This window comes from Micromonospora sp. NPDC050397, assembly GCF_044901685.1.
Taxonomy (GTDB): Bacteria; Actinomycetota; Actinomycetes; order Mycobacteriales; family Micromonosporaceae; genus Micromonospora_G.
Map to the genome: position 1 here is coordinate 100,581 of NZ_JBJDPS010000002.1, position 25,260 is coordinate 125,840.

Annotated in this window: 20 protein-coding genes; 5 read left to right on the top strand and 15 right to left on the bottom strand. The window is 69.9% G+C overall.

Annotated features, from left to right (window positions below):
• Positions 1 to 120: 120 nt before the first annotated feature.
• The 5 genes from ACI2K4_RS06615 to ACI2K4_RS06635 form a co-directional block, all read right to left on the bottom strand.
• On the bottom strand, positions 121 to 723 hold the full coding sequence (locus tag ACI2K4_RS06615) for a response regulator (protein WP_404509332.1): 603 nt from the start codon (positions 721 to 723) through the stop codon (positions 121 to 123).
• Entirely contained in the window at positions 720 to 1,874 is a 1,155-nt protein-coding gene (locus tag ACI2K4_RS06620) for a histidine kinase (protein WP_404509334.1), read from the bottom strand. The genes ACI2K4_RS06615 and ACI2K4_RS06620 overlap by 4 nt, the downstream gene beginning before the upstream one ends.
• A 266-nt stretch (positions 1,875 to 2,140) precedes the next feature.
• On the bottom strand, positions 2,141 to 2,821 hold the full coding sequence (locus ACI2K4_RS06625) for a GPP34 family phosphoprotein (protein ID WP_404509335.1): 681 nt from the start codon (positions 2,819 to 2,821) through the stop codon (positions 2,141 to 2,143).
• Entirely contained in the window at positions 2,818 to 3,537 is a 720-nt protein-coding gene (locus tag ACI2K4_RS06630) for an ABC transporter permease (RefSeq protein ID WP_404509337.1), read from the bottom strand. The genes ACI2K4_RS06625 and ACI2K4_RS06630 overlap by 4 nt, the downstream gene beginning before the upstream one ends.
• Positions 3,538 to 3,563: 26 nt before the next feature.
• Positions 3,564 to 4,445 carry an ABC transporter ATP-binding protein gene (locus ACI2K4_RS06635; protein ID WP_404509339.1) on the bottom strand — a complete coding sequence of 294 codons (882 nt, stop codon included), beginning with the start codon at positions 4,443 to 4,445 and terminating at the stop codon, positions 3,564 to 3,566.
• A 406-nt stretch (positions 4,446 to 4,851) separates the two neighbouring features.
• Here ACI2K4_RS06635 and ACI2K4_RS06640 point away from each other — a divergent pair, with 406 nt between their 5' ends.
• The 3 genes from ACI2K4_RS06640 (at position 4,852) to ACI2K4_RS06650 (ending at position 8,183) form a co-directional block, all read left to right on the top strand.
• Complete coding sequence (locus ACI2K4_RS06640; protein WP_404509340.1) at positions 4,852 to 6,318, top strand: alpha/beta hydrolase; 1,467 nt, start codon at positions 4,852 to 4,854, stop codon at positions 6,316 to 6,318.
• A gap of 189 nt (positions 6,319 to 6,507) precedes the next feature.
• A complete protein-coding gene (locus tag ACI2K4_RS06645; RefSeq protein WP_404509341.1) occupies positions 6,508 to 6,900 on the top strand; it encodes an ester cyclase in 393 nt (130 codons plus the stop codon).
• 344 nt (positions 6,901 to 7,244) lie between these two features.
• Positions 7,245 to 8,183 (top strand): SDR family oxidoreductase, encoded by a 939-nt coding sequence (locus tag ACI2K4_RS06650; RefSeq protein WP_404509342.1) that lies wholly within the window; start codon positions 7,245 to 7,247, stop codon positions 8,181 to 8,183.
• Here the strand turns inward: ACI2K4_RS06650 and ACI2K4_RS06655 are convergent.
• Entirely contained in the window at positions 8,138 to 9,268 is a 1,131-nt protein-coding gene (locus ACI2K4_RS06655; RefSeq protein ID WP_404509343.1) for a hypothetical protein, read from the bottom strand. The genes ACI2K4_RS06650 and ACI2K4_RS06655 overlap by 46 nt on opposite strands.
• 63 nt (positions 9,269 to 9,331) lie before the next feature.
• Positions 9,332 to 10,159 (bottom strand): DUF72 domain-containing protein, encoded by an 828-nt coding sequence (locus ACI2K4_RS06660; protein ID WP_404510281.1) that lies wholly within the window; start codon positions 10,157 to 10,159, stop codon positions 9,332 to 9,334.
• Between the two features lie 328 nt (positions 10,160 to 10,487).
• On the opposite strand from ACI2K4_RS06660, the gene ACI2K4_RS06665 reads away from it, so the two are divergent.
• Positions 10,488 to 12,575, top strand: coding sequence for an NPCBM/NEW2 domain-containing protein (locus tag ACI2K4_RS06665; RefSeq protein WP_404509345.1), 2,088 nt, complete (start codon positions 10,488 to 10,490; stop codon positions 12,573 to 12,575).
• 77 nt (positions 12,576 to 12,652) lie between these two features.
• On the opposite strand, the gene ACI2K4_RS06670 is transcribed toward ACI2K4_RS06665, so the two are convergent.
• From ACI2K4_RS06670 to ACI2K4_RS06680, 3 genes are read right to left on the bottom strand one after another with little or no spacing between them, the layout of a single operon-like run.
• Entirely contained in the window at positions 12,653 to 13,723 is a 1,071-nt protein-coding gene (locus ACI2K4_RS06670) for a hypothetical protein (RefSeq protein WP_404509347.1), read from the bottom strand.
• Positions 13,720 to 15,462 (bottom strand): phosphoribosyltransferase, encoded by a 1,743-nt coding sequence (locus tag ACI2K4_RS06675; protein WP_404509349.1) that lies wholly within the window; start codon positions 15,460 to 15,462, stop codon positions 13,720 to 13,722. The genes ACI2K4_RS06670 and ACI2K4_RS06675 overlap by 4 nt, the downstream gene beginning before the upstream one ends.
• Entirely contained in the window at positions 15,449 to 16,747 is a 1,299-nt protein-coding gene (locus ACI2K4_RS06680) for a hypothetical protein (RefSeq protein ID WP_404509351.1), read from the bottom strand. The genes ACI2K4_RS06675 and ACI2K4_RS06680 overlap by 14 nt, the downstream gene beginning before the upstream one ends.
• A 284-nt stretch (positions 16,748 to 17,031) precedes the next feature.
• Between ACI2K4_RS06680 and ACI2K4_RS06685 the strand changes: the two genes are divergently transcribed.
• Positions 17,032 to 17,709, top strand: a complete 678-nt coding sequence (locus ACI2K4_RS06685; RefSeq protein ID WP_404509352.1) for a hypothetical protein — start codon at positions 17,032 to 17,034, stop codon at positions 17,707 to 17,709.
• 179 nt (positions 17,710 to 17,888) lie between these two features.
• On the opposite strand, the gene ACI2K4_RS06690 is transcribed toward ACI2K4_RS06685, so the two are convergent.
• The 5 genes from ACI2K4_RS06690 to ACI2K4_RS06710 all read right to left on the bottom strand — a co-directional run bounded on the left by ACI2K4_RS06690 (position 17,889) and on the right by ACI2K4_RS06710 (position 25,057).
• Positions 17,889 to 19,121 (bottom strand): helix-turn-helix domain-containing protein, encoded by a 1,233-nt coding sequence (locus ACI2K4_RS06690; RefSeq protein WP_404509354.1) that lies wholly within the window; start codon positions 19,119 to 19,121, stop codon positions 17,889 to 17,891.
• Between the two features lie 140 nt (positions 19,122 to 19,261).
• Entirely contained in the window at positions 19,262 to 20,488 is a 1,227-nt protein-coding gene (locus tag ACI2K4_RS06695; protein ID WP_404509356.1) for a hypothetical protein, read from the bottom strand.
• 199 nt (positions 20,489 to 20,687) lie between these two features.
• Positions 20,688 to 21,386: a hypothetical protein gene (locus tag ACI2K4_RS06700; RefSeq protein ID WP_404509357.1), complete on the bottom strand. Its 699-nt coding sequence runs from the start codon at positions 21,384 to 21,386 to the stop codon at positions 20,688 to 20,690.
• Positions 21,387 to 21,397: 11 nt separating this feature from the next.
• Positions 21,398 to 24,202 (bottom strand): WD40 repeat domain-containing protein, encoded by a 2,805-nt coding sequence (locus tag ACI2K4_RS06705; RefSeq protein ID WP_404509358.1) that lies wholly within the window; start codon positions 24,200 to 24,202, stop codon positions 21,398 to 21,400.
• 72 nt (positions 24,203 to 24,274) lie between these two features.
• Entirely contained in the window at positions 24,275 to 25,057 is a 783-nt protein-coding gene (locus tag ACI2K4_RS06710; RefSeq protein WP_404509360.1) for a hypothetical protein, read from the bottom strand.
• Positions 25,058 to 25,260 lie beyond the last annotated feature (203 nt).

Consider the following 25,260-nt stretch of genomic DNA (forward strand, 5'->3'; position numbering starts at 1 on the left):
CCTTTCCGAGACTCGGGAACCTTTCGGTAACTACCTACTCCATCCATCCCGCCCAGTCAGTGCCCTCGCTCAGCAGTGCCAGTGCCAGTGCCAGATGGCGGGGGCCGTCCGGACCGTCGCTCACAGCCAGTCGTGCTCGCGGGCGTAGCGTGCCGCCTCGTGGCGGGTGTGGGTCTGGGTCTTCTGCATGGCGTTGGAGAGGTAGTTGCGCACGGTGCCCTGCGCGAGGTGGAGCCGGCGGGCGATGTCGGCGACCGAGTAACCGGAGCCGGTCTCTCGCAGGACATCGAGTTCGCGGTCGGTCAGGGGGCAGTCGTCGATGACGGCCAGCGCGGAGACCTCCGGATCGATCCAGCGCCTGCCGGTGTGCAGGGTGGCGATGACCGAGGTGATGTGGGCCGGCTCGGAGGACTTGCTGACGAAGCCCTGGACGCCGAGTTTTAACGCCTTTCGCAGCACGCCCGGTCGTGCGTGCCGGGTGAGCATGAGGACGACCTGTTCCGGGCGCGCGCGGCGGATCCGCGCGACCGCGTCGAGGCCGTCCACGCCCGGCATCTCCAGGTCGATGACGAGCACGTCGGGTCGGTGTCGCAGGGTGGCTTCGACGGCTGTTTGTCCGTCTTGTGCCTCGGCGAGGACGGTGATGTCGCCCTCCAGCGGCAGTAGTGCGGCCAGGGCCGTGCGGAGCAACACCTCGTCGTCGGCGAGCACGATGGTCGTCATCGGTCCTGCTCCCGGGCAGCCGCGGTGGTGCCGGAACGAGCGGACGGGAACATCGCGGCCGTCCGGAACCGCCCCTCGTGCTGTTCCACGGTCAGCTCACCTCCGTCGCCGGACACTCGTTGTCGCAGAGCCGAGAGCCCCCTGAGGTCGGGAGGTGAGGTGCCCGTCACCCCGTCGTTGACGATCGTGATACCCGCCTCGGAGAGCGTGATCTGCACCTGGGTTGCCTGTGAGTGGCGGAGGACATTGGTGGTCGTCTCGCGCAGTACCTGGCCGAGCAGTTCGCCGGCCCGGGTGTCGACCTCGGCCTCACGGGTCAGCCGCACCCGGATGCCGGCGGCCTCGAACAGGTTCTTGGCGTTCTCGATCTCCGCCGAGAGATTCAGCCGCCGTTGGGCGTAGGCGAGTTCCTTGGTCTGCGCGATGGTGTCGCTGACCAGGGCGTACGTCTCGCGTAGTTCCTTTTCCGCCCGTTCGGTGTCGCGGAGCAGCAGTTTCTGCGCCAGCGCGATCTTGAGCTTCACCACGTGCAGGGTGTGGCCCTGGATGTCGTGCAGGTCACTGGCGAACCGGACGCGTTCCCGGACGACGGCCAGCTCCGCCTCGCGCTCCCGGGTCTGTTCGAGTTCCCGGATGAGGTCGTAGAACCGCTCGCCCACGATTGTCATGACCGTCACCAGGACGGTGAGGGCAGTCGGGATGAGGACGTAGTCGACCAGGACCTGGCGTACGTCGTCCCGCTCCACCAGCAGGCGCGCCGCGCCGACGACGGCGACGTAGGAGAACAGCCCGGCCACCGCCAGGCCCCGCCGCCGCCGCACCTCGCGCAGGGCGAGGGAACCAACGGCGCAGAAGCCCCAGTACGCGTTCGGGCTGCCGGTCAGCAGCACCCCCAGCGGCCAGACGGCTCCCGCCACGATCAGGCCGGGTAGCACGACCCGGGCGAGGTCGTTGGCCGTCCACCGTTCGAAGGCCACCAGGCCGGCCACGACCCCCGGAGCCAGGACGATGACGTGCCACCAGGCATGCGCGTCGAGGAACAGGAGGACTGCCGCAGCGATCATGAGCGGCGGCAGTGAGACCGCGAGGTTGAGCCGGCGCAGCCGTCCCTGCGTCGACTCGGTGTAGCGCGGCGATCTTGCGGTCACCATCCCAGTATCCGGCTTCCACCGGCCACGACCAGTGACACCACGTCACCTGCGGTCGTGACGCCGCGCCACTGACGGGTCGGCTGCGCCCGCACTGTCGTGGCGGCGTATCCGTCACACCAGGCATCGAAGTCGAACGCCTGGACCTCACGCACGGCGACTTTCACGCGGTGAGGGATCTCTCTTTCGAGGTACGGCGGGGGAGCTGTACCCGCTGCCGGTGTCCTTCCTCCCCGCCCGGAACCGCTCGACGAGGGCTCACCCACGCCCTAGCTTCGAGGAAGCACGGTGATGGCCACGATGGCGCTGTTGACGACCGTGGCCGTCACGGTGCGGGTCACGGCTGCCGCCGCGGCGTCGGCACCCCAGTCGCCGCGCTCGAGTTCCTTGGCCCGCGCGATCACCGCCGACGTCCACGGGATCTCGCGGTCGAACTGCGGGAGCGTCCCGCTCGCCGAGAGCAGCGCCGCGAGCGCGGCGACACGGGCTTGCGGCTCCGCGCCGTCCACGAGGACCTGCCGAACGTCGCCGAGCAGGCGGGCCCGTCGTTCGGTCCTGCCGTCCCGCAGGGCCGTCGTCCGGAACAGGCCGAGCACCCTACGGGGCCGCTGGTCGATGTCGCCTCGCGCGATGAGCCGCTCCAACACCGGTTTACGCAGGGCGGGACCGATCGCCGCCAGTGCCGTCTGTACCCCCCTCGGTTTCTCGGCGAGGTAGTCCCACGCCGGGCGGAGGAGGCCGTCCGACGGTGGGTGACCCGCCACGCTCCTGACCCGCCCCCGGGCCGCCGTGGTCAGGTAATCGCCGAGGGCGAGGTCCGCGAGGACCGCTCCACCGAGGACGTAGAAGAGGATGTTCTCACCCGCGATGGTCCCGGACCTGGGTTGGAACAGAAGCAGCAGGAGATCTTCCACGAGGGTCGGGACGTCCGACCGGGGTTCGGTGGTCATCGGCGGGGCTCCCAGCGGAAGAGTCGGGTGGCGAGGGCGACGGCGATGACGACCCAGCCGAGCGTGGGCGCGAGCAGGAGCAGGGAGTCGGTCACGGCGACGCCGCCGTTCCAGGCGTTCATGGTCAGTTCGGTGGCCGCGCCGCCGGGCAGCAGCCGCTTGAGCCAGGCGAGGTTCTCGGTGCCGGAGATGCCCACCCAGCTAGCCATGGCGATCACACCGAGGGTGACGGGCAGGGTGGTGACCTGGGCGTGTTCGGGGGAGTTCGTCAATCCGGCCGTGGCCAGGGCCAGGCCGATCATCATGGCCAGGGTCGCGAGGACCGCCACGACCAGCAGGGCGACGTTGGCCGGTTCACCGGCGACCACGGCCAGGGCGGTCAGGATCGCGGTCACCTGCACCACGGCGAGGACGAGTACGGGCAACAGCAGGCCGGCGAGGATGCCGGCGTCGCCTTCGGCGGTGGAGCGCAGCCGCTTGAGGAAGAGATTCTGCCGCCGTGACGCCAGGGTGGTGACGGCCGTGGCGTAGAGCCCAAACGCGGCCACGGTGAACACTACGATCGCGGCGATGTAGCCGAGGCTCCCGATGGCGGCGTAGGTCTCGTGCTGACGGACGAAGAACACACAGACCGCGGCCGGGATGATGAGGCTGGTGATCAGCACCAGCCGGTTGCGGAAAATCTGGATCAGTTCGCTGGACGCGATGGGAATCACGGTGATGCTCCTCTCGGAAGAACGAATCAACTGTTGATGGCGCGGAAGACGTCGTCGAGCCGGGTCGGCCCAGCCGCCAGGTCCCGCAGCTCCACGGCGTGGTCCTGCGCCCAGCCGAGCAGGAGGTGCAGGTCCTTCTGCAGCTCGAAGGTCTCGACCATGACCTTCCCGTCCGCGTCGACGGTGGCCCGCACCGGCAGCATCGGCGCCGACGCCGAGAGGGAGAAGCGGATGACCGCCGGCAGGGTGCGGGTCAGCTCGGAGACGGTGCCCTCCCGGTGGAAGGCGCCCTCGTGCATCAGCCCGATCCGGTCCGCGCGCTGTTGCGCCTCCTCCAGGTAGTGCGTGGTGAGCACGATGGTCGCGCCGTTCTCCCGCAGCCGGTCCACAGTCGCCCAGACGGCGTCGCGTGACTGAATGTCGAGGCCGGTGGTCGGCTCGTCCAAAAAGATCAGCTCTGGGGTGCCGTAGACCGCGGTGGCGAAGTCCAGCCGCCGCTTCTCCCCGCCGGACAGGTGCGACACCTTGCGGCTGGCTCGACCGGTGAGGTCGACCAGGTCGAGCACCCGGTCGACGTCGTCGGTGCGCCGGGTGAGCCGGCCGACCAGACCGACGGACTCACGGACGGTGAGGTCCGGGGAGAACCCGCTCTCCTGGAGCATGACACCCGTCCGAGGACGTACCGCTCGCCGGTCGACGGGGCTGTGCCCGAAGACGCGTACCGTGCCCGAGGTCGGCCTCCGGTGTCCCTCGACAACCTCCAGGGTCGAGGTCTTCCCGGCTCCGTTGGTACCCAGCAGTGCGTAGAGCTCTCCGGGCCGTACCTCGAAGGAGAGGTCCTTCACGGCGTGGAAGTCGCCGTAGGTGAGGTTCAGCCGTTCGACTTCGATGACCGGTGTGGTGGACATGTACCTAGGACAGCGCGGGCGCGGCCGACCCGTCAGTGGCACCATGTCACCACCGGATGTGACGTGGTGTCACTGGTTGTCGTCTCTGGCCGCCGGATACTGGTGTGGTGACCGGGAGATCGCCGTGCTTCACCGAGTCGACGCAGGAAAGGCCGCACCGGTTCAACCTCGCCTCGCCGAGACAGTCTGATATTCACGTCTTTCGAACGTCCGTCGTCCGCGACCGGTCCGAATCGACAACGATGGCTCCCCATGACCCGACCAGTTGCCGAGACGGTCACCCCGTACCTGTTGGGCGAACCGACCCGGTGGTGCTCCGGTCGCTGGGCTGAGACCTGGCGGGCGACGGTACTTGACCGTGTCCCGGCCACATGGTTTCCACTGGAACGATCGGGACGGAGGGAAAATGCGAAAAATATTGTCTGGTGTTCTCGTCATCGCCGTCTCCGGGGTCACATTCGGCTCGCTAGGCGGGGTGTCGGAGGCGGGAACGTCAAGCGCGCTGCGGTGGGAGGCGTGTCCGGCGGACGTCGCCTCGCCCGACCTGGAGTGCACGACGGTCCGGGTCCCGCTGGACTACCGGAGGCCGGCGGGGCGGCAGATCGACATCGCCGTCTCCCGCCTGCCGAGCAAGGACCCGTCGCAGCGCCGTGGCGTGCTGCTGACCAATCCCGGCGGCCCCGGCGGCGGGGGCCTGAGTTACCCGGGCCTTCTCGTGAACCCCGTGTTCCCCGAGCCGCTGCACCAGAGCGTCCGCGATCGGTACGACGTGATCGGGTTCGATCCCCGCGGTGTGGGCCACAGCGCGCCGGTGACCTGTGACTACACGCCGGAGCAGATCGCACGGCTCAACCTGCCGTACCCGGGCAACCCGGCCGACGTGCTGACGGACGCCCGGATCGCGAGGACGATCGCCCGGCAGTGCGCGGCGTCGGAGACGGCCGGGATGCTGCCGTACATCACCACCGCGAACACCGCCCGGGACATGGACCGGATCCGGGAGGCGCTGGGCGAGCCGGCGATCTCCTACCTCGGCGCCTCGTACGGCACCTACCTCGGCGCCGTCTACACGACGTTGTTCCCGAAGCGCAGCGATCGGATCGTGCTCGACAGCAACCTGGGCCCGGGCGGTTACGACCACACGGCCTTCCAGCGGCTGGCCCTCGGTATGGAGCAACGGTTCCCGGACTTCGCGAAGTTCGCCGCGGCCAACCCGCAGTACGGGCTGGGCGTCACTCCGGAGCAGGTGCGTGCGAAGTACTTCGAACTCGCCGCGCGGCTGGAGCAGACGCCGGTGCAGAACATCGACGGCTCGCTGTTCCGTGGGACCACGTTCGACCTGCTCTACACCGACGTGGGCTTCACCACGCTGGCCACGATCTGGCAGGCGCTCGACACCGGCCGGCCGGTGCCGCCCGCGCCGCCGCCCGGCAACCCGGACAACTCGTTGTCCAGCCGTCTCCACGTGCTCTGCGGTGACTCGAACTGGCCTCGGTCGGTCCGGGGCTACCAGCGTGACGTCGCGCTCTACCGGATGAAGTACCCGTTGATCGGTGCGGCTGCGGCAAAAATCGGGCCGTGCGCCTTCTGGCCGGCGCCGATCGAGCGCCCGGTCCGGATCGGTGACCGGGGGCCGTCGAACGTTCTCATGGTCCAGAACCTGCGCGACCCCGGAACCCCGCTGACCGGCGCCTGGGAGCTTCGGAAGGCGTTCGGTGACCGGGCGCGGATGGTCACGGCCGACCAGGGCGGCCACGGCGCCTACGGGCTCTTCGCCCGGAACACCTGCGCGAACGACACGGTGACAGCCTTCCTGACCACCGGGCAGCGCCCGCACCGCGACGTCGCCTGCGCGGCCGAGCCGGGGAAGTGATTCGTCTCAGCGGATCGGGGTGAGGCGTGGTTCAGCGGTCGAGGGGGGCCATGTTCGATTCGTCGTGACGATCGCCGGAGGCGGGCGTCAGGTCGTTCAGGCGGGCGATGTGCCGGGGTGGCCGCGGAAGGGCCTCGCACGTCGTCACCTTCCCAGTACACAACACCAACCCAGGAAAGAGAGGCCAACATGTCTGAGTCTGAAGTGCGCGAGGTCTTCGAGCGCTACATCGACGCACTCAACGCCCATGACTTCGACCGCATGACCGAGTTCGTTCACGACGAGCTCGTCGAGAACGGCAAGCCGGTCACGCGGGACGACATCATCGCGGAGCTGAAGGCGCACGGCGATGCGGTGCCGGACTTCACCTGGCGGGTCCAGGACATCGCCATCGACGGTGACCGCGTGGCAGCCCGTCTGTTCAACAAGGGCACGCACACGAAGGAGTGGCTCGGCGTGGCCCCCACCGGCGCCACCTTGGAGTTTGCCGAGTACTCCTTCCACAAGGTCCGCGACGGGCGCTTCTACGAGATGAACTACCTGATCGACGCCCAGGCAGTGCAGCGACAGCTCGGGAGCTGACAACGCCGTTCGCGTTCGACTTCCCGAGCCGCGACTGCCGGCTAGGGAAGTCGAACGCGAGGCACAGCCAAGACCACATCACCGTCACCCGGAGATCGTGCTGGTTGCGGACAGCCCGATGGCCCGGCAGGCGGCCTCGGCCCGCTCGCCCCGCCTCTGCCTGACCTGCTCCCGGACGGCGGGACTCCGCCTCAGTCCACCCCGAAATCCCCTGGACCTCGACCATGATCGCCCCGATCCAGGCAACGCGGGAAAGGTAACTGCGAAGCCGAAGCGGTTGCCCGAGTCGTCAGCACAACCATCGTCAAAAACGTCATCGTCGTGGCGGCGGCACCCTCCCCACAGTGACCGATAAATTCTTGAGGACAAGGATTCACATGGGCACCTACGCAGTGACGGGTTCGGCATCGGGGATGGGCTCCGCGGTGACCGAGCGGCTGAGCACCGCCGGACACTCGGTGATCGACGTGGATCTGCGCGACGCTCAAATCAACGTCGACCTTGCGACACCGGAAGGCCGTTCGGCAGCGGCCGCCGCAATACTCGAGCGGTCAGGTGGTGCACTCCACGGTGCTGTTTTCGCCGCCGGTATCGGGCCCCTGCCCGGTCCCGACCGTGCATTTAGGATCATGCAGACAAACTACCTAGGTACGGTCGAACTGCTGACCGCCCTGCGGCCGGCACTCGCTGCGGGCGGTGACTCCAGAGCCGTGGTATTCGGAAGCAACTCGCCCACCGTCATGCCCCATGTGCCCCGGGCGGTGGTCCGGGCCATTCGTGCGGGCAAGATCGAACGAGCGGTGCGGAGGGTGCGGGTATTCGGGCGGGCCGCCCCCAACTTCGCTTATGCGGCGTCGAAGCTTGCGGTGACCGACTGGGCGCGGCGGGCGGCGGTGACTCCGGCATGGGCCGGCGCTGGGATCAGGCTCAACGTGATCGCTCCAGGACCGGTGAAGACTCCGCTGCTCGACGAAGAGCTGGTAGACCCACGGGCGGCCAAGGCGTTCCGGTCATTTCCCAACCCGATCGGGGAACTCGGCGAGCCCGGCCACCTCGCCGACTGGGTGATGATGATGCTTTCGCCATCGGCGGCGTTCATGAGTGGCAGCGTCGTCGTCGTCGACGGCGGCGCCGAAGCGTGGTTCCGCGCCGGGGAGTGGCCCCGGCCAGTCGCTCTTCGGCAGCTGTCCCGCTATCTGTGGCGCTGGCGGGCCTATGCCCGGACTGCGTCCCCCGATCACGCTGGACCGTCGGGCAGGTCCCTTTCCGAGTCCCATCGGTGACCCGCCTGAACCTGCGTGAAGTGCTGTCGAGGCCGAACGACCGTTTCTGCTCTGTGCCGCGTGTACGTCGGCGGTGAGCTCCGGGACGGCTTTGCCGGCGGGGTGAGGAACGGTTCGTCGGCGATCCGGGCAAGTACGGCACCGAGCACCACACCGGTGACCAGCCCGCACAGGCTGTAGAGCGCGTCGGTGTCGGCTGCGTTCACCGGCGGGTTGCCGGCGAGCGCCGTCATCGCCCTGCCGACGGGCAGCACGAAGGCGGTCAGGACCAGCGTGAACACCGTCAGTACCGGGTAACCGACGAGCGCCCCGAGACCGACGAGCGCGTGCCGGGCCGGACTGGGACGGCCTCCGGGCCAGTCCCAGCTCATCAGCGCGACCCCGGCGACGAGCAACCCGCACACCAGCACTCCGACCAGTGACCGTTCGCCCGGTTGGATCAGACGCAGGGCAACGGCTGCCGCGCCGCCGAGGCAGACCAGCACCACGAGCGCCCACCGGCGCCGGGCGAGCGGTGGAGGTGCCGCCGCTGCGGCGCACCCGACGGCCACGGCGAGCAGCAGCGCGGCCACCACCAGCGTCGACGGGGTGAGCGTCGCCTCGGTGTCGGTGGGTGATTCGATACCGGCGGTGACCGGCAGAAGCGTCGCACCGATCGCGGCGGCGGCGATCAGCGGGCGTCGACCATCGTCGCCCACACCGCCTGGCTCGTCACGCCGGAGCGCCCAGGCAAAGGCGAGCACAACCCCGCCCCCGACCAGTCCGAGCAGTACGGCCGTCGGAAGGCCGGCGACACCGACGCGGTCGAGCGCCACGTCGGCGACGAGCCAGCCGGCGCCGATGGCGATGGCGATGGCCAGTCGGGACCGTACCCGGTCGCCGCGGGCGATCAGGACCAGTCCGAGTACGACCACGATCAGCGCGACGAACCTCAGGTCACGCGACCAGTAGGTGTTGTTCTCGGCCCACTCGACGGGCGGGGCCGGCTCGGTCGACGGTTGCAGGACCGCCAGCGCGTACGCCCAGAAAGCCGCCGCGCTCGCGGAGACCACCGTGCCTGTCACACTCGCCCAGCCCCGTCGCATCAGCCGACCCTAACGTCTACCTTTGACCGCGTGCTGCCCTTGGCGCTCGTGAACGTCGAGCGGTCAGAAGAGGGTCAGGGGTTCGGCCGGGATCGGCTCGGGCAGCGTTTCGAGTTCGGGGACGCGTGCCCGTACCTCGTCGTGGAAGCGGCGGGCGAGCATGGGCGCGTCGGCGTTGTCCGGCGTGTGCACGAAGACGGTCGGTGAGCGGCCCTCGCGCAGCCAGCCGGCGGTCACCCCGACCCAGTGTTGCCAACCCTCGACCGTCCGCGCCTGGTCGTCGCGGCCGAGATAGCGCACGATCGGCCGGTCGGTCAGCGCGCGCGACCGGAGTGGCATGCGCGGCTTCTTGGTCCAGGCGTCCCGTTCCGCGTCGCTGGTCGGCGGGGTGCGGAAGAACGCGGTGGTGTCGAAGGGTATCCATTCGGCGGACACCGGGGTGAGCGCCGCTTCGAGCAGTTCGGCCGCGTGGGGGTCGTCGAAGAACGCGGGATGGCGGACCTCCACGGCGTACCGGTGGGAGGTCGGGAGTTGGCGCAGGAAGCGGGCGAGGGTGGGGACGTCGGTGGGTCCGAACGATCCCGGCAGCTGGATCCAGAGGGCATGGGTACGCGGACCGAGCGGCTCGATCGCGTCCAGGAAGACGCGCAGCGGCTCGTCGACATCGGTCAGGCGGCGTTCGTGCGTGACAACCTTCGGCAGCTTGATCACGAAGCGGAAGTCGGGATCGGTCTGCCGCGCCCACGAGGCGACGGTCTCCCGGGTCGGCGTCGCGTAGAACGTGGTGTTCCCCTCGACGGCGTCGCACCAGCTCGCGTAGTGCCGCAGGCGCTCCTGGGACGGCAGCGGGTGCGGCAGGAAGCGCCCCTGCCAGGACTTGAGGCTCCACATCGCGCAGCCCACGTGAAGTCGCACGTGCCCGATCCCTTCCGTGGACAATCGCCATCCGTACGGCCCCGGCCACGTCCCGTCACCGGGTCGCCGACCGCACGTCCGAGTACGGTACGCCGCCACCGCAGCAGGAGCGGCGGCGTGGACCGGTGCGGGGAGCGGGTTGTTCGATCTCTCTAGCTCATAATTTATGAAATATTATTGACACGTGCTCGTAACGGATTGCAGGATCTTGGAAACGACCCAGGAGTGCGGGCATGACGTGCAGCCGTTGGCCGACCTGCCACAGCCCCTCCTGGTGTCCGCCCTTCCAGCAAAGGAATCCAATGTGAAACGACACGTGTTCACCGCTCTGACCGCCCTCGTGGCCGGTCTGCTGGTCGTACCCTCGCCCGCCCACGCGGGTGCGGCAGCGGACACCTCGACCGGGACCGGGCCCGCACCCCGACCGGTGCTCAGCCCCACGCCGTACCAGGGCTGGAACACCTACTTCGGCCTCGGCGGCGACTTCTCCGAGGAGTCCGTACGCGGGGTCGCCGACGCGATCGTCTCCCGTGGCCTGGCCAAGGCCGGCTACGACATCGTCTGGCTGGACGGCGGCTGGCAGGACCCGGAGCCGCGTACGGCGGCCGGTGACCTCCAGGCCGACCGGACCCGGTTCCCGAACGGGCTGGCGCCACTGGTGGACTACATCCACGCCAAGGGCCTGAAGGCCGGCATCTACACCGACGCCGGCCCGTACATCCCCGGCAAGTGTGGGCTCGGCAGCGGCGGCGGCTACTACCAGCGCGACGCCGACCAGTTCGCCACCTGGAAGTTCGACGCGGTGAAGGTCGACTTCCTCTGCGGCATCGCCGCGAACCTGGACCCGAAGACCGTCTACACCGAGTTCGCGCACGCGCTGCGGAACAACGCCAGCAAGCGGCCGATCATTTTCAACCTGTGCAACCCGGTGACCTCGCCGGACTGGGGCAACTACCCGGAGGAGCAGCAGTCGACGTACTCCTGGAGCTACGCCCCGGCGATCGCGCAGTCCTGGCGGACCTACACCGACGTCGGTTTTGTCGGTGACATCAAGTTCAAGGACGTGCTGCGCAACTACGACGCGAACGCGCGCCACCCCGAGGCCGCCGGTCCGGGCCACTTCAACGACCCGGACTACCTGGCACCCGGGCTCGGGATGACCGACGACGAGTTCCGTACCCAGATGACGCTCTGGTCGGTGGCCGCCGCGCCACTGGTGATCGGCAGCGACATCCGCAAACTCAGCCAGACCTCGGTCGACATTCTCAGCGACCCCGAGGTGCTGGCGATCAACCAGGACCGCGCGGGCGTGCAGGCGGTCCGGGTCGGCCCGGCCGGCACCACCGAGACCTGGGTGAAGCGGCTGGCCGACGGTGACCGGGCCGTCGTACTGCTCAACCGGGGCGAGAGCTCGAAGACCCTGACCACGAAGGTGTCGTCGGTCGGCCTGTCCGGGGCGCGCTTCACCGTACGGAACGCCTGGACCAACCAGGTCACCGAGAGCGCCGGCACCATCAGCGCAGCCGTTCCGGCCCACGGGGCGGCACTGTTCCGGGTCGGCCCGGCGCGTGGCCTGCCGGGTGTGCCGCACGTGACCGCCGGTCTGCCGCAGGTCACCAAGGTCGGCGACACCGCGACCCCGGACGGTACGGCACCCGTGCTCGGCGGTGGCGACACCGCGCGGGTCGAGGTCGGCGTACGCAACGACGGCCTGCTGCCGGTTTTCACGCCGCAGGTCGCCCTCGCGGCGCCGGCCGGCTGGACGGTGCGTCCACTCGGCGGGGCACCGAAGGTGCTGCTTCCCGGCGCCGCCACCACCCTGGCCTTCACCCTCGCCCTGCCGACCACCGCCGCCCCCGGCGCCGTCACGCTGACCGCGACCACGTCGTACGACGTGATCGGGCACGGGCGGCTGCGGCAGACGACCGCCGCTTCGGTGGTGGTCGCCCCGGCTCCACCAACCGGCGCGGTCGTGCTGTCGCACCACGACTGGATCAGCGCCACCAGCGGCTGGATGAGCCCGACGGTCGACCTCAGCGTCGGCGGCTGGTCACCGATCAGCATGATCGGCCAGGTCTACCCGACCGGTCTCGGCGTCGCGTCACCCTCCACCGTCCGCTACTACCTGGGCGACCGGTGCACCCGGCTGACCGCGACCGTCGGCCTCGACGACGCGGTCCGCAACGTCGGACCCGAGGGCGCGACCTCGACCTTCCAGGTGGTCGGCGACGGCCGGGTCCTGTTCGACAGCGGCGTGCTGACCCGCGACGACATCCGTCAGGTGGACGTCGACCTGGCCGGTGTCCGGGTGCTCGACCTGCTGGTCGGTGACGGCGGCGACGGCGGTTACAACGACCGGGCTAACTGGGCCGGTCTGAACGCCACCTGCTGACGACGGTCGTCGCCACCCCGATCGAGGCTCTGGCCCCGGCTCAGCCCGGGGCCAGAGCCCTTTCCGTCCGCTGGTCCTCACGAGGCGTCATCGGCCAGGAACTTGCACGATCTCAACCACAACCGCAGGGCGCTGGCCGCCGCCACGGTGCTGACAAGCTGCCAGTCCTTTGACCGGTCGGAGTGGCCGAAGTCAGCGATCCCGCGTACGACCAGCCACGGCACTTTCGCCTCCTGGTTGGCCCGGGCGAATCCCGTCCCCTCCATCTCCAAGGCGCCGGTTCGGCGGGCGGGGCCGGCGGTACTGGCCCGCACCCGGATGGAACCGTCCTCGATCAGCTCGTCGGCGGCCAGAATGGTCTTGCGGAAAAAGCGGGGACGGTACTCCGATGGGATGAACGACTGTGGCATGCGCAGCATGGGCACCCGTTCGACGGCCTTGGCGATCTGCTGGGCCAGATCGTCGTGCCAGCCGAGTCGCTCCGGATGGAACGAACTCATCTCGCGCCGGATCGCGGGGTCCGGCGTGAACTGTGGCAACTCGCGCTGGTCGCCGTCCGTGGTGGTGATCTTCAGCCCGTAGTCGGTGACCCGCTCGGCGAACACCACATCGCCGAGGTCGACCTCCTTCTCCTGCCCGGCCGCCATCCCGACCAGGCAGCACAGCCGCACGGTGTAGACCGACAGCACGGTGTGCAGGAAGGCGGCCATCTGCTGATTGCCGCCCTCCCCACAGGTGGTGACGACTCCCTTGAGTGCGCGCTTGCCGGGGCGTTCCAGCGTGACCTCGTAGAACGAAGCACCACGCCAGCTGTGGTCCGAGTCACTCAACAGGTCGATGCCGAAGGCGACCTTCGCCGCGTCGAACTCGGTGTCCTTCACGGTGACCACCGCGAAGTCGACCGATCCCCGTTCCACCGGCCAGTCGTCGAGCTGCTGGAAGACCTCCCGTGCGAGCGTCGGGGTCATCCGCCGGGTACCCACCGTCGCGGCGGCGTGCACAAGAACCCGGGCACGGAAGCGGTGGTCGAGCTTCGCCACCGACCAGACGAGGTCGTCCAGCATGATCGAGAGTACGTCGTTGTCATGCTCGTCCCGCATCAGTGCGAGTAGCGCCAGTACGTCCTTCTCGGAGGGCTTGCGACTCATGGCCGACCTGCTCCGGACATGCCCTCCACCGCTAGCCGAGGTTTCGGCACCCGCAGACTCTCCTCCTGCGGACGCCAGGAATAGAGCGAGTGGCGGCTCTGCACGTCGTCCGGCGCGAAATCGACGAGCGCGCAGACGGTGGTCACCGACAGGTTCATCGCCACGACGATTCGCTCCATCGCCCTCATGGTCTCGCCGTCACCGACAAACTCGTCTGTCAGCACAACTTCCCGTCGGGCGACCGAGGCGAGTTCCCGACACCACGGAAGCGCCCGGTCGCATACCTGCTCCGGCGGCGTCCCGTTCGCCACCAATTCGATCACGTCGCGAGGAATGCGTATGACCCGTGCCCCGCTCCAGAGCGACAGCCGCTGCGAGACCTTCCGCGAACCCCGTTCGCCGTCCGGACAGACGAGGACCAGGTCCTGTCCCACGGTCGCGGTCTGCCGCTGGATCGACCGCCACAGTTTGTCGGTCAGCCAGTTGCCGTACCGATCGAGCATCGCGGGCAGGTCGGGCACCACGTTGTAGCCTTTGCGGCGGTCCGGGACGTTTTCCTCTGGCTTGCTGCCGCAGAGCCGGACCAACTCCCAGAACTCACCCGTGGTCAGCGAGTCGGTCAGCTCCGCATACTGTCGGGTCTCGCCGAAGACACCGAATCGGCAGGCAGAGGCCGCCTCGGAGACCTGCTGTACGGAGAGGAAGTAGTCGACCTCGTACATGCGGCCCGCGCGGTTTCCGATCCGTCGACTGCCAAACATCCGCTTGCTCCCCTCCGCAGAGAGGACAGCCAGTATCCGTAGCTCGCGTGGAGCGAGGCGGTCCTCGATCGCGGCTATCTTGTTCAGCAGGGAGACTCCGCGGTGCATCAGCGGCACGACGAGCAGCACGGACCGCCCCCGGTAGCTCCACACATCCCGCTCCGGATCGGTCCAATCCGCCACGGAGAGCATCGGCAGCGAGTCGGCCCTGATGCAGCATCCCTGTAACGGGGCGGCGAGCCAGTCGGAGGCGGACTCGTGGTAGGCGACCAGGTCGGGCCGGCGCGCCCCGACATACGCGTCGAGCAACTCGCCGAGCTCGTCATTGGCTTTCTGCGCGTCGAAGTAGTGCCGGAGCACCCAGGTGTCGCCGTTGTTCTCGTGTGGCCGGAACCAGCCCAGGCGGGTGATGAGTTTTGCATCGAGGCCGTCGATCGGCCGAGTGGTCACGCCGGCCAGCGCGCCCCGGTAGTCGCTCGGGTCGATTCCCGACCACGACGAGTCGCCGTCGTCGCTGAGGATCACGATCCTGCTCTCGCCCATGTAGGGGTCGAGCGCTTGGCGCAGCTTCTCCGACCTGGCCGGCTCCGGCGGTAGGAGGATCACCAGCTGTCGCCGGGTCCATCCCCCGGACTCGATCGCAGTGACGATCGCCGAGCCGATGTGGTGCATGGTCCCGGGGCGCAGGAACAGTTCGCTGTTGACCTTCTTGGTAATCACCGAGAGGTCGAGTATGCCGAGATCCACGTCCGGTGGGATCTCCTTGAGCGACTGGAAGAGGGGTTGGTAGATGGCCGCGTCGATTTCGAGCACGGTGCCGGTCTCCACCGTTCGGAATTCACTGAGACCCACCGTGTGTACGACGGTGCCGCCCAGCACCAGTTCGGCGACCCGGTGGTAGAACCTGAGGTGGATCTCGCTCGGTTCCTCGCCCGAGCCGAGGCCGAAGCGGGCCAGGCCGAAGCTACCGCCGGTCATGTCCGAACCATGGCTCTGCTCGCTCGGCGTCTTCTGTTCGGCCGGAACCAGGCTGCCCGGCGAAGGGAATCGTGACCACGAGCAGGTTGCCAGGAAATCGAGTTGTCCGGGACCAGTTCACGCGCGAGACCGCCGGGGTGACGTCCGTGCCCGATGGTGACTTGGGTGGTTCGAGGATCATCCGGAGGACGCTGTGGTAGACGTCCAGGCGACCGGCGAACCTCTGGGTGACGGCGTCGGCGAAGACCGTGGGCGGTGACGCCAACGGCTGCCAGGGGGGTGCGCCGCGGAGATCGGGCGCCGTGACGCCACGCTGCTCCGTCGCCAGCGCCAGCATCTTTGTCGCGTCAGCCTTGAGGGGATCGACGGGGATCGCGGGTCGGATGGGCGGGACGGGTCGGACACCGCGCTCTCCGGCCGGCGGGTCCGTCGACCGTGTCGCCTCGTCCCACCAGATGACGATCTGCAGACACGGTCGGGCTGCGGGCCCGAGCCCGTAGTACGCGGCGACGAGCGCCCTCCGTCTACCACTCGACGTCGAGGCCGCCATGAGCGCTTCGAGCACGACCGCACGGGCCACCTGCGATCCGGCGCCGGCCAGGTCACGGTTGAGCGCGGACAGGACGTGCCTGGACAGCCACCGGTGTGCGTACTGCACCGCCTGGACGTGACGGGTGCTCGACCCGATGAGTAGCGCTTCGACCGGGAACTGATTCGCGGGCAGGGTCGGGCGAGTGCCCGTCGAGGTGGGTGGGCCCGACCTCTTGGTCAGCGCGAGACGGACCACGCTGTCCGGCGTCAGGATTTCCGAGAGCGGCCGGTCGAGCGCCTCGGTGAGGGCATTGTGAAAATTGAACTGCCACAGGAAATTCAGTGCTTCGGTGGCGGTGGGTAGCCGGACCGAGGTCTGCCGGGGCCCATGACGCTCTCGTTCGAGCAGCCGCGCGATGAGGTAGACCAGGCTGGCCACGTCGCCGAATCGGCAATCCGACAGGTCGAGCTGGCAGACCCGTTCACCGGTCCACCGTGGTCCCGCGTCGTCCCACGCCCGCTGGAGGTGCTCGACCCCCACGTCGCCGCTGATCAACAGCACGTAGCCCGAGGCCGTTGGCGTACGGGACGCGTCGGTCTCGCGATGGGCCTCGGGTTCGCGCCGCAGCGCGTTGACCACCATCGGACCGAGCCCTTTCAGAACCAACGGACCGACCAGGCGGGCAGCCTGGGTCAGCCGGCTCACCAGGAAGGGCTGGCCGAGGATCGCCGGCTGGGTCGCCTTGCCGGTCATCGTCTTACCACCTCACTGCGGATAGCGGTGATCGTGATCGTCTGTACGGCTGTACGGCGCTCGCTCCACTGCCGTCACGGGCGAGTTCGCAGGTAACGTAGCAGCGTCGTCACCATGTGTGAAGGTCGAAAGATGTCTCAACACCGATCCACGTCCGACAGTGTCCGAATGACTGAGACGGCAACGGGCATGCGTCCGACTTGGACGCCGACGTTAGGGTGATGGGAGTGCGGGTTTGTACATGATCCGTGACCCCGACGGCGTGACCGCGAGAGAGGTTGATCGTGAACACCGAGATCACGCCGGGCACCCTGCTCGTCGCGGAGTACGAACGTTTGAAGGAGGAGCAGAACACCCGGATTGGATTCCGGGACAATCTGCTCTACGCCTCCCTGGGATCGATGGCCGCGGTGATCGCCGCAGTGCTGCAAAGCCCAGGTCGGCCCTATTTGCTGCTCCTTCTGCCGCCGGTGTCGGTGGTGCTCGGCTGGACATACTTGGTCAACGACGAGAAGGTCTCTGCGATCAGCCGTTACATCCGCGAAGAGCTCATTCCGTCACTCCTGGCGATGACCCGCTCCGAGGTTCCGGTCTTCGGTTGGGAGTTCGCCCATCGCGCCGACGTCCGCCGCAGATCCCGCAAGCTGCTCCAACTCGCTGTCGACCTAGCGACATTCTGTGCGTCCCCGCTCGCCGCGATCGTGGTCGTCTGGGCGGCCGGCGTCACGGACGTCTGGGTTGTCGCGGTCTCGGTCATCGAACTCGTCGCCGTCGGGGTGCTCGGAGCCCAGATCATCATCTATGCCGACCTCCAGGTGCACCGGCACGCGTCCGGTGACGACGGCTCCGCCACGACCGTTTCACCCGCCACGGGCGCGGCCGACGGAGAAGCTCGACAGTCGTGTCGATCGCGTACCCGGTCGGAAGTGGAAGAGGCAACGGGAAACTCTTTTCCGGTCTGACAAGCGGGTGCCCAGAATTGCGGCGTCACCACCGTCCGGTGCGTGATTCGAGCCGCCGTTCGAGCATTCGCTGCACCGGGGCACGCCGGGGCGGCTGCGCATCACCTGGGTCAGCCCGAATCCGGTCAGAATGCTCGATCATCCGTCGTGAGTGTCGCGCCACTCCAGGGCGGGAGCGATCAGCGCCCGGTGCCGGCCGATGCCGCCGCGTAACCGCCGGGAGAGCGGGCCAGTTCGGCGGTGAGCCGGGGCCGCAGCCGCTGTATGTCGGCGTGGCCGGCCCACCGCAGGGTGGTGCGAGCCAGCGCACGCAGTTCGGCCCGGACCGTCGCCGAGTCCGCCCGCTCGGCCTGGTCGAGCACCTCCGGCAACAGCTCGCAGACCCGGTCGACGTTGCCGGCCGAGGCATGCGCCAACACCCGGCGAGTGGCGAACCGGGCGTACGAGCGGGTCGACTCGGTCGGGATGCGCGGCACCTCCTGGTCGAACAATGTCGCCGACGCGGCAAAGTGGCCGAGGTCGTAGAGACACCAGGCGGTCGTCACCGCGTGCAGGTCCATCGGTGTCTCCGGCCCGAGCCGGGTGTCCACCGCCGGGGGTACGAGTGCGGCCAGTTCCCGCGCCCGGTCCAGCGCGGCCAGGCAGCCGCTCTGGTCACCGGCGAGCGCGTACCCCTGTGCCTCGCGCAGCGCGGCGAGCCACCGTATCCGGGGCGACGCTCCGGGACGGGACCGGGCACGCTCGGCCAGTGCGATCGTCTGGGCCGGCTGTCTGTCGTACATCGTGACCAGCGCGCGCCGGATCAGCACGTGGTCGGACATCTGCGCCATGCCCGCCTCCTCGGCGAGCCGGGCGGCGAGATCGGTCCACCACAGGGCGGCGGGCGAGTCACCGGCCTCCTGCGCCATCCAGCCGGCGAACTCGCTCATCCGGGCGGCCAGTGCCATGTGCCGCACCCGCACCGGTCCGGTCGTGCCGGCCGCCGCGGCGCGTACCACGTGCAACTGTGCGATCAGGACCGGCAGCACCGCGGCGGGCGAGGCGACCCGGCCCCAGCGTCGTACGGCGTCGAAGACGCTCTCCATGTCGGCCGTCCGGTCACCGGCCGTCGGCAGCGGCAGACTCTGCTCGCCGATCTGGACCGTGCCCGACCCGTCCGGGCGTAGCTCCAGGCGCCAGGCGCCGGTGCCGAGACCGATCTCCGCGAGGGCCGTCGCGGCGTTCTGTTCCGGCGGCGTCGCCAGGCGTACCAGGGCGCCGCCACCGTCGAGCAGCGCGTCACAGGCGCGGGCCAGTTCGGGGCTCGGACCCCGACGTCCGTTCTCGACCTTGCTGAGGTGACCCTTGCTGTAGTAGATCCGCCGCGACAACTCGCCCAGGCTCATGCCCGCGACGAGACGTAGGCGTTGCATCTCCGTGCCGAAACCTGTCATCTGGCCCGCCGCTCATCGGTCGTGCTGGCCCGCCTCCCCGGGTCCAGCCTAGAGCGCGGGCGCACCCGACCACCTCGGGTGTCAGGCCCGGGGCCTGCGGCACGTTCCTCGATGCCGTCTCAGCCGACCGACCGCCCCTCGGTCCCACGTCGGCCGCTCCCCGTCCCGCGTTGGGCGAACACTTCCGCGAACGCGGCCGAGAGCAGGCCCAGTGTGGTCCAGTCGACGAGCCGGTCGGACAGGATCTCCCGGTAGGTGCGGACCTCCACCGTCGTCCGTTCGCCCTCGTCGGCCAGGCCGAAGGTGCCGGCCGTCGAACGGAGTCGGCTGATCTCCTCCTCGTCCAGTTCGGCGCTGAACAGGTGCTGCCGGTGTGCGCAGAGCGCGCCGACCGGCTGCCGTACGCCGTGTGGGCGCAGCCGGGCCGGGTCGAGCGGCAGGCCGGTCTCCTCCTCGAACTCGGTCGCGGCGACCTGTACCGGCGGCGCGTCGTCGAGCTGACTACCGCCGGGCAGCTCGTGCACGTACCCGTCGCTGGTCGCCGCCGGTGACCGGAACTCGCGGACCAGCGCGATCTCGGTCTCCAGCAGGGTCGCGCCCGGCCGGTACGCGACCACGCTCGCCACGTCGGTCCGGCCGATCACGATCTCGTTCTTCTTGACCCGGTCCTCGGAGTTGATCAAGATGTGCGGGCGTACCGCCCAGAGGAAGACGTCGCCGTGTGGCCGAGGCAGGAGGTTCCAGGTGACCCGGGCGTGTTGCAGCCGGTGGCCGGAGTGCTCCTTTGTGTCGAGCCAGTGCCGGAAGCTGTCGGTACGCCACAGCGTCAGCGGGATTTCCCGGTGCGTGTCGTCCCGGCGGGCGCCGGAGCCGATCAGTGACAGCGCGTGCCCGACGGTCGCCGCGATGCTCGTAGCGACCGGAATGCGCCGTCGCTCGGCGCGATGACGCAGGTAGCCGCCTTGTGGATCGTGCGCCGGCAGGCCGAGCACCACCCGCCCGGTGCTCTCGCAACTGCCCAGCAGTACGTGCGTGACACTGCGGGACACCGGGTGGTCGTCCTCGGCCAGCCAGAACAGCACGATGTCGGACTGGTCGACCCGGGCTCCCGACCAGTCGTCGCCGTCCACCGGCTCGGCTCCGTCGCCGAGGCGGGGAACGAAGACCACCAACCGGCCGGGGCCGGTCCAGAGCCGGCGCAGCGTGTCAACGGCCTCCTCCTGCCAGGGCAGCAGCACGGTCGAGCCCGTGGTCGGGCCGGCGAGGAAGACACTCGCGTGCCACCACCGTGGTAGCTCGACGCCCGGCTGGACCACCAGCACCTCGCCCGGCTCCTGCATGGACATCACTCCCGGCCGTTGTTGTCGTGCGGAAGCGTCCCGGACAACAGGTGTGGGGCATGGTTCCCGCGCCGGCCGGCGGCCTAACAATTCTGGCCCGACGGCTGTCGGCCGAGTCGGCCGATCGCGACGTCCGTGACCCGGCGTCGACCTCGGGTGGCACCGAACGCTGGCTGGACCGGGCCACGACGGGTCGCCGTCCGGGTCACAGCGCCCGCTCCTGGGTCAGTGCCAGCTCGACCACCTGCTCCGTCGTGCCCGGCGGGTCCGAATACTGGGCGGTGATCTGGAACAGGTCGGAGCCGTGCCGCCAGGTGACGCTTCGGCTGGTGATACCGGCCTGCGGGCCGATCTGGAAACCGTAACCGCCGGCGAGCACGGCCGGTACCGGGAACGGGAGGTAACCGTCCTCCCGGCTGTGCCGCTCGAAGTGGGCCAGCACCGCGTCGGCGTTCGGGACCGTGTCGAAGCGCAACACCATCGCGATCACGACGGTGGTGGCCGGGATCGTCGTCGCGGTCGGGTCGAAACCGGGCGGTGGCGACTTCCAGCCGTTCACGTGCCCGGCGACAAAGCCGTGCCCGAGCACCGTCGCCGGGTCGTCCGGGTGGTCGACGAAGACCCGACCCACGTCGTGCCGGCCGATCGGTCCGGAGAGCGGGTCGCCGGGCACGTCGGTGAGTCCGGGCGGCCGGACCAGCAGCGCGGCCAGGTCGGTCTCGGCCGGGGCCGCCACCGGCGCGGTCGGGCTCGTGGACGACGGTCCCCGGGCCGTGGGTTCCGCGACCGGCCCGGGCCGCCCACACCCGGCACCGAGCACGACCACCGCGGCGAGCGCCCAGAGCCGCCACCCGAGGCGTCGCCCGCGGGTCGCGCGGTCCGGCGCGGGCACGGGCGACGGCATCTGTTCGGACGTCACCGGGGCGGGGCCGGGCAGACCCGGGGTTTGGCGCCGGCGCCGTACGTCTGCCACTCCGCCGTCTCCAGGTCGCGCTGTACCACGTCGCATATCCACTCCAGAACGGGTTCGGGATCGAGGTTCCACTGGACGACCGTGGATCCGGTCGCGCTCAGGGTGAGCCCGCCGGCACCGCCGAACGTCAGCGACCGGACCGGCACCGGTGCGGTCAGTACGGAGTCCAGGCGGCGGCCGGCGGCCAGGTCCCACAGCACGATCGTGCCGCCGTCGGTCGTACCGGCCAGCAGCGTGCCACCGGGTGCCACGGCGAGCCGGGTGAGCCGGAACGCCCCGTCCAGGGCGGGCAACGGGTACGCCCTGCCATCGCGTACGTCCCACTGGACCAGCCGCCGACCGTCCGTGGCGAACAGGCGGCCGGCTCGGTCAAACGCGACCGCCGTGACGTCGGCGGGCGGTTCGGGGTGGGTGAGCGTGCGGACCAGCCGCTGCCTCGCCAGGTCCCAGAGCTGTACGCCGTCGCCGGTTGCCACGGCCAGTACGTCGCCGTCGGGGCCGAAGGCCAGGTCCCGCGCCGGTGTCCCCGGCACCAGCCTCGACCGGGCCCTCAGCGGCCCCGTGTCGTCGGGCCCGGTGGCCAGCGCGGTTACGCTGCCGTCCGGCCCGGTCACCGCCAGGGTCGCGCTGTCCGAGCTGAACGCCAGTCGGCCCGGGGGCCCGCCGTCCGGCGCGGGGGCGATGGCCGTGACCGGGAAGGTCAGGTGGCGGGCCGTACCGTCCACGGTCGACCAGACCGTCACCTGGCGTCCGTTGACCCCGGCGGCCAGTCGGCCGTCCGGGCTGGTCGACAGGGCGGTGGAGGCGAGCATGCCCGGCTGCGGCGTCCCGTTGCCCGGTGCGGTGACGGCGGAGACCCGGGTGACCGGGACAGCGGTCGGGTCGGCGTCCCAGAGCGTGATGCCGCCACGGAGGGACTGGTCGAGCCAGTGGCCGGCCGCCGCGTACACCGTGCCGCCCGGCCGGAACGCCAGAGAGCGGATCGACATGCCCGGCGGACGCCACCCTGTCCGGGGCGTGGCCGTGCCGGCGTCGGTGACCACGACCCCGCTGTCGTTGGTCAGTACGTCGCCGTCGCCGAGCCCGAGCACCGTCCCCGGCAACGTGCCCGACACCGGCCTCGGGCGCCCGGCGGGCAGGTCCGCGAGCCACACCCCGGGTGTCCCGGCTTCGGTGCCGAGCACCAGTTGCCGGCCGTCGGGCCGGTACGCGATCTCCGCCACGTCGGGCAGCGTGATCGTGCTGGCCACGGCGTAGTCGCTGGTCCGTCGGACGACGACCCGTCCGTCCGGAGCCAGGGTGCTGATGGTCGCTCCCGCCGGGGCGAAGACCGTTCGGCGTCCGCCGAATGAGGTGAGCGGGCGCGCCGTGTGCCGGTCCCACACCCGGGTCGTACCGTCGGCGTGGCTGACCGCGACGCTGCGGCCGTCCGGGGCGAAGGACAACCGGTCGACCTCCGGCAACCCCGACCCGGCCGGCGCGGGAAGCGTCGCCAGCACCGGCGGCTGCCGCGTCGTGTTCGACGGCACGCCGACCAGGGTGACCGCTCCCCTCGGGTCGCCCACGGCGAGCGCCGTCCCGTCCGGTGTGTAGGCCAGGCTGGTGGCGGCGACCGCACCGGCCGGCACCGGCACCGGTGTGCCGATCCCGTCACCGGACGCCGGCCAGAGCAGCACGGCCGATCGCGGCAGGCTCCCGTCGGCGCTGCTCGTGCCGGCCGCGCCGATGCCGCCGCGCAGGCTGGTCGCCGCGGCCAGCCAGCGGCCGTCCGGGCTGAACGCCACCTCGCGTACGGTGTCCACCGTCACGTCCGGCGGCATTCTCAGCACGCGGCGTAGACCCGGGTACGTCATCGCCCGCTGCCACAGGGTGTGCGCCTGCCGTCCGGGCGCCACCCGGTACGCCGCCGAGTGCAGCAGCAGTGCCACGTCCGTGCGTACCCCGGCTGTCTGCGCGGCGCGGACGAGTTGCTCGGCGGTCCTGTCCTGGGCCTCGATCGCGGCCCGGGCACGGGCCCGCGACGCCGAGTCCGCGTAGACCAGCGAGGTCGCGCCGAGCGCCGCCACCAGCAGGACCGCCGTCGCGGCGAGCGCGAGCTGACGGTGCTGTCGTCGGCGCTCCTCACCGGCGAGCGTGATCGGCTCCATCCGCAGGAGCGACGCGGCGACGGCCACCGCTGCCCGGTCAACCTGCTCCGGGCGGGCCAGGTCCACCCAGAGCGGTTCGGTGTCGTACCAGCCGGCGAAGACCTCACGCGACAGCGCCGTGGTGCGCGGCCAGTCGAAGTCGCCGGCCGCGCCGTCCCAGTGGATCTCACCGCCGGTCCGTACGATGATCGGACGTTCGGTGCGGTTCTCCCGCCACCAGCGCAACTCCTCCGTCACCCAGTGGGACTTCGCCGAGAGCGGTCGGGCAAGCAGGACCAGTCCGGCCGAGGTACGCAGTCCCGTTCGGATGACCCCGGCCAGGTCGGTGTCCGCGGCGATCCGGTCCACGTCGAGGAAGACGCTCATCTGCCGGCGTTCCCACCAGCGTCGGGCCACCCGTTGCAGCCGGCGACGTACGCGCTGCGCGGTGACGGCGTCCGGGTTTCGCACGTGGGACAGGAACAGGTGGTACGCGTACCCGTCGCCGGCCTCCCGGATCAGGCGCCGAATCTCCCGGGCCGAGTCGCCGCGCTCGTATCGCCGCCTGCCGGACCGGTGCCAGGCTTCGAGCAGGGGCGGCCGGCGGAGTCGGGTGAGCATTCGTCGGACCAGTGACACGCGATCCCCCAAATCGATCGTTTCCGCGAGCGGGACCGCCCGTCGGGGATCCGGTCAGTCGACCCGGTCGAGGTCGAAGTCGAGCCGGTAGCCGCGCAGCCAGTCGGTGGTCCGGCCCTCGACCCGCAGGGAGCCGTCGCGGTCGCCGAGCCGACCGGAGATGGTCGTGCCGACATCCATCAACAGCGGTACGAGCACGCTGCCCAACCGATCGCTGCACGGGTCCAGGCGTTTGTTCGTGTAGAACAGGTTCTGCGCAACGCCCTCGGCGGAGTGGGTGTCGACCAGCCGTCCGGAGATGCGGCCGTCGTTCTCGGTCAGGTCCCAGTAGGTCAGCGTGAGCGGGCCGGAGCTGGTGTTGAACCGACCGCTGGAGACCATGGTGAAGCCGGCCTCGGTGGTCTGCCGGGAGGTCGAGATGGAGAGTTGGAAGTTGTTCCCGTCGTCCTGCTGCGGCGCGTTCACCGCTACCTGCGCCGGCTGGCGATACGACTGCGAGCCAACCTCGATCCAGTCGAAGCTGGCACTGCACGGCGCGAAGTAGTCCACCGAGATGGTGACGGTTCCCTCCCAGGTCCCGTCCAACTCCTCGTCCTGCGGCTCCTCCTCCGGCTCCGGCTCGGGCTCGTCGCGCTCGGTGTCGCTCGGGGACGGCGCGGCGGAGGTCGGGCTAGGCGCCGACGTGGTCGGTGGCGGTGTGGTCGGCGTCAGGCTGGTGACCGACGGGGCCGGCGCCACCGCCTCGGGCTCCGGCTCGTCGGGGGAACCACAGGCGGCCACCACGACAACGGCGACCGTCGTCAGGATCAGGCCGCGTAATCTCGGCGTGGCGCTCATTGTGCCCTCCCCCGGACGGGGGTCAACGACCACCGCCTCGTCATAGGCGTGGTGCCCGTCCCGCCCGGCACCACCATGATGGGAGCGAGCGGTCGGGCACGGGCAGTGTTGTCCGTTGCCCGTTGGCGGAGTCCGTCCGAACGGGCCGCTGGGGCGCCCGATCGCCGACGTACGGTGGTCGGCCGGCGCCGAACGGCCGGTGT